At 70.1% G+C, this 11,890-nt stretch carries 11 protein-coding genes; 6 read left to right on the plus strand and 5 right to left on the minus strand.

Annotated features, from left to right (window positions below; all coding sequences use genetic code 11):
* Window positions 1–64: 64 nt before the first annotated feature.
* From FQ142_RS02775 to FQ142_RS02785, 3 genes are all read left to right on the plus strand, one after another.
* Window positions 65–934, plus strand: a complete 870-nt coding sequence (locus FQ142_RS02775) for a dihydrodipicolinate synthase family protein (protein WP_149422114.1) — start codon at window positions 65–67, stop codon at window positions 932–934.
* Between the two features lie 121 nt (window positions 935–1,055).
* On the plus strand, window positions 1,056–2,294 hold the full coding sequence (locus FQ142_RS02780; RefSeq protein WP_149422115.1) for a glycosyltransferase: 1,239 nt from the start codon (window positions 1,056–1,058) through the stop codon (window positions 2,292–2,294).
* 11 nt (window positions 2,295–2,305) lie between these two features.
* Window positions 2,306–3,562 carry a glycosyltransferase gene (locus FQ142_RS02785; protein ID WP_149422116.1) on the plus strand — a complete coding sequence of 419 codons (1,257 nt, stop codon included), beginning with the start codon at window positions 2,306–2,308 and terminating at the stop codon, window positions 3,560–3,562.
* 10 nt (window positions 3,563–3,572) lie between these two features.
* Here FQ142_RS02785 and FQ142_RS17570 read toward each other — a convergent pair whose 3' ends face one another.
* From FQ142_RS17570 to FQ142_RS17380, 3 genes are read right to left on the minus strand one after another with little or no spacing between them, the layout of a single operon-like run.
* The gene (locus FQ142_RS17570) at window positions 3,573–4,232 is read right to left on the minus strand and encodes a hypothetical protein (RefSeq protein ID WP_223145260.1); all 660 of its coding nucleotides are present in this window, start codon (window positions 4,230–4,232) and stop codon (window positions 3,573–3,575) included.
* Window positions 4,233–4,267: 35 nt separating this feature from the next.
* On the minus strand, window positions 4,268–4,723 hold the full coding sequence (locus tag FQ142_RS02795; protein ID WP_149422117.1) for a hypothetical protein: 456 nt from the start codon (window positions 4,721–4,723) through the stop codon (window positions 4,268–4,270).
* A gap of 38 nt (window positions 4,724–4,761) precedes the next feature.
* Window positions 4,762–4,923 carry a hypothetical protein gene (locus FQ142_RS17380; RefSeq protein WP_188042285.1) on the minus strand — a complete coding sequence of 54 codons (162 nt, stop codon included), beginning with the start codon at window positions 4,921–4,923 and terminating at the stop codon, window positions 4,762–4,764.
* Window positions 4,924–5,014: 91 nt separating this feature from the next.
* Here FQ142_RS17380 and FQ142_RS02800 point away from each other — a divergent pair, with 91 nt between their 5' ends.
* The gene (locus FQ142_RS02800) at window positions 5,015–5,989 is read left to right on the plus strand and encodes a GlxA family transcriptional regulator (RefSeq protein ID WP_188042328.1); all 975 of its coding nucleotides are present in this window, start codon (window positions 5,015–5,017) and stop codon (window positions 5,987–5,989) included.
* A gap of 26 nt (window positions 5,990–6,015) precedes the next feature.
* On the opposite strand, the gene FQ142_RS02805 is transcribed toward FQ142_RS02800, so the two are convergent.
* Complete coding sequence (locus FQ142_RS02805; protein ID WP_149422119.1) at window positions 6,016–6,717, minus strand: NRDE family protein; 702 nt, start codon at window positions 6,715–6,717, stop codon at window positions 6,016–6,018.
* A gap of 68 nt (window positions 6,718–6,785) precedes the next feature.
* Between FQ142_RS02805 and coaBC the strand changes: the two genes are divergently transcribed.
* Both coaBC and FQ142_RS02815 read left to right on the plus strand, forming a co-directional pair.
* On the plus strand, window positions 6,786–8,000 hold the full coding sequence (gene coaBC, locus FQ142_RS02810; protein WP_149422120.1) for a bifunctional phosphopantothenoylcysteine decarboxylase/phosphopantothenate--cysteine ligase CoaBC: 1,215 nt from the start codon (window positions 6,786–6,788) through the stop codon (window positions 7,998–8,000).
* Between the two features lie 90 nt (window positions 8,001–8,090).
* Window positions 8,091–10,262 (plus strand): ATP-dependent Clp protease ATP-binding subunit, encoded by a 2,172-nt coding sequence (locus FQ142_RS02815; protein ID WP_149422121.1) that lies wholly within the window; start codon window positions 8,091–8,093, stop codon window positions 10,260–10,262.
* Between the two features lie 35 nt (window positions 10,263–10,297).
* Here FQ142_RS02815 and FQ142_RS02820 read toward each other — a convergent pair whose 3' ends face one another.
* Complete coding sequence (locus tag FQ142_RS02820; protein WP_056414995.1) at window positions 10,298–11,809, minus strand: amino acid permease; 1,512 nt, start codon at window positions 11,807–11,809, stop codon at window positions 10,298–10,300.
* Window positions 11,810–11,890 lie beyond the last annotated feature (81 nt).

The raw sequence follows: 11,890 nt of genomic DNA on the forward strand, positions 1-11,890 counted from the left end.
CCGCCCGTCGGCTGCCGCTCCCCACCCCACGACCCCACCCCGCGACCCGATCCCAGGAGAGCCCATGACCCGCCGAGACATCATCACCGCCGTGCCCGTCGCATTCGCCGACGACGGAGCCCTCGATCTGGAGGGCTCACGCGCGATCCTGCGCTTCGTGGCCGCCTCCGGCAACGAGGGAGCGTTCGTCCTGGGCACGACGGGGGAGTTCCCCGCGCTGTCCTTCGACGAACGCGCTGCCCTCACACGGGCCAGTGTCGAGGAGCTCGGCGGACGGATGCGCGTCATCGTGCACGTCGGCGCGCCCAGCCTGTTCGAGGTGCGCCGTCTGATCGCGGCGACCCGCGAGGCCGGCGCCACCGAGGTCGCCGTGATCACCCCGTACTACCTGTCGTCGAGCGAGGAGGGTCTGTACGACTTCTTCCGCGAGGTCTCGGCGGTCAGCGACGGTCTCGACGTGTACGTCTACGTGTTCCGCGACCGCACGGGCAACTTCGTGCCCGCACCGCTGATGGCGCGTCTCGCCGCCCTTCCGAACATCGTCGGCGCCAAGATCAGCGGCGAGCCCCTCGCGCAGGTGGCCGCGTACCGTGCGGTCGTCCCCGAGGACTTCGTGCTGTACACCGGGAGCGACCGCGATCTCGCCGTGGCCTCCGACAGCGGCGCCCAGGGGGTCGTGTCCGGGATCTCCTCCGTGCTGCCGCGGCCGTTCCGCGCGCTGCGCGACGCCGCGGCCGGAGGCGACGAGGCCGCCGTGGCTCGCGCGCAGGTCGACGTCGACACCGCGGTCGACGTGATCCAGGGAGACATGGCCCGCATGAAGGTCGCCTATGCCGCGCTCGGCGTGCCCGCGGGCGGAGTGCGGATGGCCATCGACGCGCCGGATGCCGCAGCGGTCGCCGCGATCGAGAAGGCGGTCCACGAACTGTCGTGACGAGGGGCGGGGAGGGGGCGGTGGCGCGGGCCGCGGCGTTCCTCCCCGCTGCCGATCAGGCCCCTCCGGTAGAGTGGCGAGCGCCCGCAGGGGCTCCCTGGCCGCCGTACCGTAAGGCAGAATGTCTTCCTCTCCCTCCGATCCGACGGGTTCCCCCGACGCCACCCCCGACGCCGTGTCCGCGTCAGGGTCGCGGCCGCTGCGCATCCTGATCGGGTGCGACACCTTCGCCCCCGACATCAACGGCGCCGCACGATTCGCCGAGCGTCTCGCTGCCGGTCTCGTGCAGCGCGGTGAGGACGTCCACGTCGTCGCCCCCAACCTCGTCTACCGTCGCACGCCCGCACGCACCGAGGTGATCGAGGGCGAGCCGATGACGCTGCACCGGCTGCCGTCGGTGCGCTGGGCTCCCCACGACTGGTTGCGCTTCGTCTGGCCCTGGCGCGTGAAGCACTACGCCCGCAGGATCATGGACAGCGTCCAGCCGGATGTCGTGCACATCCAGTCGCACATCGTGATCGGCCGTGGTCTCGCGCGCATCGCCCACGAACGCGGCATCCCCGTGATCGCGACGAACCACGTGATGGCCGAGAACATCCTCGATCACACCACCATGCCGAAGTGGGTCGACGACCTCGTGCTGCGCTGGGCATGGGGCGACGCGAAACGGACCTTCGCCCTGACGCGCGCGATCACCACGCCGACCCGGCGCGCCGCCGACTTCCTCGAGCGGACCGTCGCTGTCGAGAACGTGATCCCGGTCAGCTGCGGCATCGACCGCGCGCAGTACACGCCCGTGATCGGGCCCCGCGACAAGAACCGGATCATCTTCGTCGGCCGTCTGACCGCCGAGAAGCAGGTCGAGGTCATCCTCGAGGCGATCACCAAGCTCGACCCTGCGCTGGACGCGAGCTTCGACATCGTCGGCGGCGGAGACCAGCGCAAGCAGCTCGAGAACCTGACCGTGCAGCTCGGCCTCGCCGATCGGGTGACATTCCACGGGCGCACGAGCGACGAGGAGCTGCGCGCGCTGCTGTCACGGGCCTCGGTGTTCACGATCGCCTCGATCGCCGAGCTGCAGTCGATCGCGACGATGGAGGCCATGGCCTCGGCGTTGCCGATCGTCGCCGCGGATGCCGTGGCACTGCCGCATCTGGTGCACGACGGCGAGAACGGCTACCTCTTCGAGCCCGGCGACTCCGACGCCCTCGCGGCGCGACTGACGGACGTGCTGACCGCGGACGCGGCGGAGTACCAGCGGATGCAGCAGGCCTCGCTCGACGGCGTCGTCATCCACGACATCAATCGCACGCTCGACACGTTCGAGGCGCTCTACCGCGACGAGCCCCTGCCCGAGTGATCGGGCGCGCCATGCACATCGTCTTCGTCGGCGACCAGCACCTCGACTCCCTCGGCGGGGCGCAGGTGTCGATGCGGCTGCAGCGACGGTACCTCGAGCGCGCGGGTCACACGGTGACCGTCGTCGCGCCGAGGATGCACGGTCCGCGCGCGCGGAGCAGCGCCGACCCCGCGAACGTCGATCTCCCGTCGGTGCCGATCACGACCGACCGGGAGTACTCGATGAGCTGGCCGGGGCGCCGTACCGACCGCATCCTCGATCGGGCGATGACACGGCGACCTCCGGTCGATGTGGTGCACGTCCAGGCGGATTTCTGGGGCGCGTTCATCGGGCACCGGTACGCGGCGCGGCACGGGATTCCGGTCGTGCACACCATGCACAATCGCGTGGATGTCGGCATCGCGGCCGTGACACCGCTGCATCGACCCGTGCTCGCGGTGCTGAACCTGTGGCGTCGTCGGGCACTGCGCGACGCCGCCGGCATCGGTTCCGACGGATCCCGCACGGTCCCTGACGGCGCCGGCTTCAAGAGCGCCGCCGGCGACAGCGACGGGTGGGCGTTCCTCCGGGGCATCGCGCGCGGCGCCTCGGCGGTCACGGCGCCGTCGACGCACTTCGCCCGACGCCTCGAGGAGCACGGCGTGTTCAGTCCCGTCGATGTCGTCTGGAACGGCATCGACGACGAGGTCCGCGACGCGACGCTCGCGACCGCTCCGTCGCAGCGCGACCCCGGACGCCCGCGTCTGGTCTGGCTGGGGAGGATGAGCCCGGAGAAGCGCCTGCTGCCGTTCCTGCACGCCTTCGTCGAGTCCGGGGTCGATGCAGAGCTCGAGATCATCGGCGGCGGCGCGCAGCGCGCGGCGGCCGAGAGGATCGTGTCGGGTGTGCGCGGGGTGCGGTTCGCGGGAAAGCTCAGCTACCCCGAGACGCTGGCGCGCATCGCGGCGGCGGACGCGCTGGTGCAGACCTCGATCGGGTTCGAGACCCAGGGGATGACGCCGTTCGAGGCCGCGACCCTCGGCACGCCCTCGGTGATCAGCGACCCCGACATCGCGGCCGAGCTCGGTGGCGGGCTCTGGGCGGTCGCCGGTGCGTCGGGTACCGAGGACCAGCGCAGGGCCGGGCTCGTCGACGCTCTGCGCCGGGCGGTGTCCGACATCGCCGCCGGAACCGCACCCGTGCCGATGCGCGAGGTCTCCGAGGCGTTTCGACAGTCGTCGCGCACCGCCGCGATGGTCGAGATCTACGAACGGGTGCTCGCGCGCTGAGCGGCGTCGGTCAGAATCCGAGGCTGTAGAACAGGCTCGCGATGAACGAGACCACCGTGCCGATGACGGTGTTCGCCGCGATCCCGACGGCGATCGCGGCGAGGAGGTGCGGAGCCGGTCGTCGCAGCGCGGTGATGCCGAGCACGAGACCGGTGGCCGCTCCCACGAGTACCAGGAAGCTCGGCACGCTCTGCAACGCGCCCATCACCCCGAAGCCGACGCTCGCGTACAGCATCGGCAGCAGGAGCTGCCAGACGAGTCCCACCGCGACGGAGACCACGGTCACGACGAACGCGAGGCGCCCGAGGGGATTGCCGGCGGCGCTCGACGACGCTCCGTAGGGAGTTCCGGATGCCGCGGACGTGCGGTAGGGCTGGCCGGGCTGTGCGTAGGGCTGGCCGGGCTGTGCGTAGGGCTGGCCGGGTTGTGTGTAGGGCTGGCCGGGTTGTGCGTAGGGCTGGCCGGGCTGTGCGTGCGGCTGGCCGGGCTGTGCGTGCGGCTGGCCGGGCTGTGCGTGCGGCTGGCCGGGTTGTGCGTAGGGCTGGCCGGGTTGTGCGTAGGGCTGGCCCGGCTGTGCGTACGGCTGGCCGGGCTGGGGTGCCGGTGGAGGGGTGTGTCCCTGCGGCGGGGGGATCTGCGGAGCCGCGTCGTGGGGGCGGGGTTCGCTCATGTTCTGTCTCCGGTCAGGCGTACGTCAGGAGTAGGTCAGGAGTAGGTCAGGGCGATGACGAGGTTGGACACCCACGAGATCACGATGCCGGCGATCGCCGATGCGCTGATGCCGATGGCGATGCCCGCGAGGATCTGCTGCCTCGGTCGGCGCACCGACATCAGCCCGAGGATCAGCGCGACGACCGCCGCCACCAGCGCGAAGAGGTTGCCGATCGCGCCGAACACCCCGATCGCCGACGGGCCGTCGAGCAGTCGGACCGCGACGGGGAAGGACAGCGTGACGAGAAGCCCGATGCCCATCGCCACCAGCGCGATGACGAAGGCCACGCGCCCGAGCGATCCGCCGGATGCGGGTGCGGATGCGGGTGCCGGTGCGGATGCGGGTGCCGGTGCGGATGCGGATCCTGCCGAAGGCGGCTGCGGTGCTGCGGAGGGGAACTGCGGGGGCGCGCCGTACGGCTGGGCGGGTGGCTGGTGAGGCTCGCTCATGGTGCGAGCGTAGCCGGGGGTGACCCGCGTGGCGAGAGTCAGCGGTAGATGTGTCCCGATTCCGCGCGGTCGTGAGCGCGGGGTTCCCCGACGCGCGACCAGTCGGTGGGGGTCTGTCGATATCCGTCGCGCCGCAGTTCCACGACCGTGGCGATGACGGCCCAGAGTACGAGGGCGAGAAGAGCGAGAAGAAGGAACATGGCAGAAACGCTACGTTCAGTCTTGATCTGCCACGAGTGGCAGAATAGACTGCGGACGTAGGAAACCTGCCAACCGGGGGAGATCGCCATGATGAAGACCGTCGCCTGTGTCGTCCAAGACGGCTTCGCGCCCTTCGAGTTCGGTCTGGCCTGCGAGGCGTTCGGTCTCGATCGCTCGAACGACGGCGTCCCGAACTTCGACTTCCGCGTGGTCGCGCCTCGTCCCGGTGCGGTGGCGTCGAAGATGGGCTTCTCTCTCAACGTCGAGCACGATCTCTCCTTCGCGTACGAGGCCGACCTCGTGATCCTGTGTCCGGTGCCACGCGAGTACTGGGGGCAGATCGATCCGCTGCTGATCGAGGTCGCCCGAGACGCGGTCGCGCGGGGAGCCTGGGTGCTGACGATCTGCAGCGGCTCGTTCATCCTCGGAGCCGCAGGTGTGCTCGACGGACGCCGCGCGACGACGCACTGGATGTACGCGGACGTCATGGCCGACATGTATCCCCTCGTCGACGTCGACCCGGACGTGCTGTTCGTGCAGGACGAGCGGATCATCACGAGCGCGGGAACCGCCGCAGGCATCGACGCCTGCCTGCACCTGCTGCGCCAGGAGCTCGGCGCGGAGCTGACCAACCGCATCGCCCGCCGCATGGTGGTGCCGCCGCAGCGCGACGGCGGGCAGGCGCAGTTCATCGATCGACCCATCCCCGTCGTGCCGAGCGACTCGCTCGCCGCCGTCGCCGACTGGGCGGTCGAGCACCTGCGCGACGACCTGGGCATCGAGAGGCTGGCGGCCCGCGCCCTGATGTCGCCGCGCACGTTCGCCCGCCGGTTCAAGGCCGAGTACGGAGCGACTCCGGCCGCCTGGCTCGGACGCCAGCGGGTGCTGCACGCGCAGCGGATGCTCGAGCGCAGCACCCTCTCGCTCGACCGGATCGCGGAGGAGTGCGGGTTCGGATCCGCGGCGGTGCTGAGGCAGAACTTCTCACGAGTGCTCGGCACCACTCCGACCGCCTACCGCGCGCGCTTCTCCTGCGCGGACGAGACGGAATCCTCCGCCGCCTGACCGTGTGACCGCCCGTCATCGTCTTGTCAGTGCGTCCAGTGCCCTGGTCGAGGCAGCGCGCGGTAGTCGAGCTCGACATGGCCCGGCGTCACCGTGGCCAGGCAGTACAGCAGCGACTGCGTGGGGTACCCGTGCGGACGGTTGTCGCGGATGATCGCGCGGTCGTCCTCCGGGTCGAGTCCGGCCGACGAGGCGAGCAGCGACGTCCAGTCGGCGGCCCACTCCGCCGCGTCATCCGTGGCCCCCTGCGCGCGGAACTCCGGCAGCCAGGCGGCGATGCGCGGGGTGTCCGGATCGTCGAGGTCGTCGTGCGCGATCATGTGCACGCCGTGGCGGATCGGCGTCTCGCGCAGCTCGACGCCGTCCCAGCTCACGACTCGCGCGCCCTCCGGCGCCACTTCGAGCAGGTTGAACCCGTGCATCGGCAGCGGGGCGACCGGGGATCGCCCGGAGGCGGACTCCAGCGCCAGCGAACCGCGCGACACCGCGACGTCTTCTGCGAGGTCGACGACGTCGGCGCGATTCAGCAGCACCGCCAGCCGACCGGCCGCAGGGTCGGTGGCGAGCCACGCGCCGCCGGCGCGACGATCGCGGATGCCGGAGACGCCGGGGTACGCATCCGGCCACCATTCGCCCGGAGCATCCCATTCGCGCTGCGGATCCTCGTCACGCACCGCGAGCAGTCGGGCCGTCACGGAGTCGGCGACATCGATCACGACGGTGCACACGGTGCCCAGTCTACGAGCGGTGCGCGGACCCGGACCCCGTGGGGCGGATGCTGCGGCAGAATCGAAGCGTGAACATCGTCGTCGGGGTTACGGGTGGCATCGCCGCATACAAGACAGTGCACCTGGTGCGGCTGCTGACCAAGGCGGGGCATGACGTGACCGTCGTGCCGACCGAGGATGCGCTGCGTTTCGTCGGTACGCCGACCTGGGAGGCGTTGAGCCGGCATCCGGTCACGACGAGCGTCCACGACGACGTCGCGCGCGTGCGGCACGTCGCCCTCGGGCAGGGGGCCGACCTGGTGATCGTCGCACCGGCGACCGCGAACTCGATCGCCAAGATCACCGCCGGCATCGCCGACGACCTTCTCGGCACCACGCTGCTCGCCACCGAGGCGCCGGTGCTGCTCGCGCCGGCCATGCACGCCGAGATGTGGCGGAATGCGGCCACCCGGGCGAACATCGCCACGCTGCGGAGCCGCGGGATCCATCTCGTCGGACCGGCCGACGGTGAGCTCGCCGGCGGCGACAGCGGCCCCGGGCGCATGGCGGAGCCGGAGGAGATCCTCGAGGCGGCGGTCGCGCTGCTCGGCCCGCACGACCTCGACGGTGTGCGCATCGTGGTCTCGGCGGGCGGGACCAGGGAGCCCATCGATCCCGTGCGGTACCTGGGCAACCGGTCCAGCGGCAGGCAGGGCGTGGCGCTGGCGGCGGAGGCGGCGTCCCGCGGTGCCGACGTCACGCTCGTCGCCGCGAACGTCTCGGATGACGTGCTGGCCGCTGCACGGCATCCGGCGGTCCGGATGGTGCCGGTCGCGACGGCCGCCGAACTCGCCACGGCTATGAAAGATGCCGCGCGCGAGGCCGACATCGTCATCATGGCCGCGGCCGTCGCCGACTACCGCCCCGCCTCGGTCGCGGATCAGAAGCTGACCAAGGAGCAGGGCGCGCTGACCCGTCTCGAGCTCGTCGAGAACGAGGACGTCGTCGCGGCGCTCGCGACCCTGCGGTCGGAGGGTGCGGCGCCGGATGGTCAGACGATCGTCGCATTCGCGGCCGAGACCTCTCCGGACGCGCACGAACGCCGGGAACGCGCTCGCCGCAAGCGGGCGCGCAAGGGCGTGGACCTGCTCGCCGTCAATCTCGTGAACGCGGAGCAGGGGTTCGAGCAGCCCGACAACGCGGTCGAGATCGTCGGGGACGGCGGCGAGGTCGTGGCATCCGTCGCCGGCACCAAGCGCGAGGTCGCCACAGGCATCCTGGACGCGGTGCGCGCAGTGCGATAAACTTGAGTCACGTCCACTCAACTTTGAGGACTTCGACCCGTCGTAGTGGTCGATCAGCAGTGACGAGAAGGAGTCTCCCAGGAGGAGCGCATGCCAGGCCCACAGAGCGCACAGAACGACGACCAGCAGTCCGCCCTCGAGCAGTTCGGGATCAATCTCACCGAGCGCGCCCGTCAGGGAAAGCTCGACCCGGTGATCGGGCGCGACGGGGAGATCCGCCGTGTCAGCCAGGTGCTCACCCGCCGCACCAAGAACAACCCGGTGCTGATCGGTGAGCCGGGCGTCGGCAAGACGGCCGTCGTCGAGGGGCTCGCCCAGCGCATCGTCGCGGGCGATGTCGCCGAGTCGCTCAAGGGCAAGGACCTGGTCTCCCTCGACATCTCCGCTCTCGTGGCCGGTGCCATGTACCGCGGGCAGTTCGAGGAGCGCTTGAAGAGCGTGCTCAAGGAGATCACCGAGTCCGACGGGCAGATCATCACGTTCATCGACGAGCTGCACGTGCTCATGGGCGCGGGCGGAGGCGAGGGGTCCGTCGCCGCGTCGAACATGCTCAAGCCGATGCTCGCCCGCGGCGAGCTGCGGCTGATCGGCGCGACCACGCTGAACGAGTATCGCGAGTTCATCGAGAAGGATGCCGCCCTCGAGCGCCGCTTCCAGCAGGTCTACGTCGGAGAGCCGACGGTCGAGGACACCATCGCCATCCTCCGCGGCCTCAAGGGTCGATACGAGGCGCACCACGGTGTCACGATCTCGGACAGCGCGCTCGTCGCCGCCGCCGCACTGTCGAACCGCTACCTTCCCGCGCGCCAGCTGCCCGACAAGGCGATCGACCTCGTCGACGAATCGATGTCGCGGCTCAAGATGGAGATCGACTCCTCGCCGGTCGAGATCGACCAGCTCAAGCGCCAGGTCGACCGGATGAAGCTCGAGGAGCTCGCCCTCAAGCGCGAGAAGGACGCCGCCTCGAAGGAGCGCCTCGCCGCGCTCCGCGGGCAGCTCGTGGGCATGGAGGCGCAGCTCGCCGACCTCGAGGAACGGTGGGCGCGTGAGCGTCAGGGGCTCAATCGGGTCGGAGATCTGAAGAAGAAGCTCGACGACGCGATCACGCAGCGCGACCTGGCGATGCGCGAGGCCGACTACACCCGTGCGTCGAAGCTCGAGTACGAGACGATCAAGCGCCTCGAGCAGGAGATCGCCGAAGCCGAGCAGGCCGAGGCCGCCGTCTCGACCGAGGGACGGATGGTCAACGAGCAGGTCACCGACGAGGACATCGCCGCCGTGATCGCGGCGTGGACCGGCATCCCGGTGGGGCGCCTTCTGCAGGGCGAGAGCGAGCGTCTGCTGCACCTCGAGTCCGAGCTCGGACGCCGTCTGATCGGGCAGAAGGATGCGGTCAGGGCGGTGTCCGACGCCGTGCGGCGGTCACGGGCAGGCATCAGTGACCCCGGTCGGCCGACCGGTTCGTTCCTGTTCCTCGGGCCGACCGGCGTCGGCAAGACCGAACTCGCGAAGGCGCTCGCCGACTTCCTGTTCGACGACGAGCGCGCCATGGTGCGCATCGACATGTCGGAGTACGGCGAGAAGCACTCGGTGTCCCGCCTCGTCGGCGCCCCTCCCGGCTACGTCGGCTACGAGCAGGGCGGCCAGCTCACCGAGGCGGTGCGCCGCCGCCCCTACAGCGTGGTGCTGCTCGACGAGGTCGAGAAGGCGCATCCCGAGGTGTTCGACGTGCTGCTGCAGGTGCTCGACGACGGTCGGCTGACCGACGGACAGGGGCGCACGGTCGACTTCACGAACGTCATCCTGATCCTCACCTCGAACCTCGGGTCGCCGATCCTCATCGACCCGACTCTGTCGCCCGACGAGAAGCGGGAGCAGGTGATGACCCTCGTGCACCAGGCGTTCCGCCCGGAGTTCCTGAACCGGCTCGACGACATCGTCATGTTCTCGGCGCTCAGCCAGGACGACCTCGCGCAGATCGTCGAGCTCTCGGTCGATCAGCTGCACGACCGGCTGCGCGATCGGCGGCTCACACTCGCGGTCACCCCCGACGCCCGATCGTGGCTCGCCGAGCGCGGGTACGACCCGATGTTCGGCGCGCGGCCGCTGCGTCGTCTGATCCAGACCGAGGTGCAGAACAAGCTGGCGACGGCGCTGCTCGCCGGCGGCGTGCACGACGGCGACACGGTGCGCGTGGACGTGGCCGTCGACGGCTCGGGGCTCGTGCTGACCTCGACCTCCCCCGAACCTCTCGACGAGTAGGGCGCTCAGGGTGCGAGGGCGGGGGTGCGGCTGTGCTACTTCAGCCGCTCGCTGCGGATGCCGCCGAGCGCATCGCCCTCGAGCTCGCGCCCGATCAGCGAATGACGGCGCGAGTAGGCGAAGTAGATGATCATGCCGATCGCGAGCCAGATCGCGAAGCGCACCCAGGTCTCGGTGCTGAGGTTGAGCATCAGCCAGAAGCAGGCCAGGGCCGAGATCCAGGGCAGCCACGGCGACAGCGGCACCGTGAACGGGCGCTCGAGGTCGGGGCGGGTCTTGCGCAGGATCGGCACGCCGATGCTCACGAGAACGAACGCCGACAGGGTGCCGATGTTGATCATGTCGCCGAGCACCTGCACGTCGAAGAAGCCCGCGATGATCGCGATCACGACGCCGACGATCAGCTGGATGCGGATGGGGGTGCCGCGCTTGGCGTCGGTGACGCTCAGCGCGCGGGGCAGCAGGCCGTCACGGCTCATCGCGAAGACGACGCGGGCGAGTCCCATGAGCAGCACCATGACGACCGTGGTCAGGCCGACCAGGCTGCCGATGGCGATGACCTGGGCCGCCCACGTGGCGCCGACCAGCTCGAACGCGCTCGCCAGCGACGGCTCGTCGAGCTTCGCGAGCTCGGTGTACGAGACCATGCCGGTGATCACGATCGCGACTGCCACGTAGAGCACGGTCACGATGATGAGTCCGAGGATGATGCCGCGCGGCACGGTGCGCTTGGGGTCCTTGGTCTCCTCGGCGCTGGTGGCGACGACGTCGAAGCCGATGAACGCGAAGAAGACCAGTGCTGCACCGCTGAGGATGCCGAAGACGCCGTACATCGTCGGGTCGGAGCCGGTCAGGAACGAGAACAGCGACTGCGTCCATGCGCTTTCCGATGCGGCGCCCGACTGCGCCGGCGGCACGAACGGGGAGTAGTTCGCACCCTTGACGAAGAAGATGCCGACCACGATGACGAACAGCACGATCGCGACCTTGATGACCGTGAAGACGCTGTTGACCCGGCTGGACAGCTGCGTGCCCAGGGCGAGCAGCAGGGTGAAGATCGCGACGATGAAGACGGGGCCCCAGTCGAAGGAGAGCGGCCCGAGCTGCAGCGTCATGGGGATCTCGAGATCGAACAGCGACACCGCGTCGCCCAGGTACACGCCCCAGTACTTCGCGATCACGGCCGAGGCCATGAGCATCTCGAGGATGAGGTCCCAGCCGATGATCCAGGCGAGGAACTCGCCGAGGGTCGAGTACGTGAACGTGTAGGCGGATCCGGCGACGGGGATCGACGAGGCGAACTCGGCGTAGCAGAGGATCGCGAGGCCGCAGACGGCCGCGGCGATGATGAACGAGATGATCACCGCGGGGCCGGCGTGCCGCGCCGAGGCCTCGGCGCCGACCGAGAAGATGCCCGCGCCGACGGCCACGGCCACACCCATGACGGCCAGGTCCCAGACGCCGAGCGAGCGCTTCAGCGACCGTTTCTCGTCGTGCGTCTCGGCCATCGACCGTTCGACGGATTTGATCCTGCGCTGAAGAGCCATGCGCACGATTCTAGGAGGGAGCGCGGGTGCACAGAAGAAGGGCGCCGTCCGGATGTCGGGCGGCGCCCCTCTTCGTGCGGC

The sequence above is a fragment of the Microbacterium sp. ANT_H45B genome (assembly GCF_008369345.1).
In the GTDB taxonomy this organism is placed as follows: domain Bacteria; phylum Actinomycetota; class Actinomycetes; order Actinomycetales; family Microbacteriaceae; genus Microbacterium.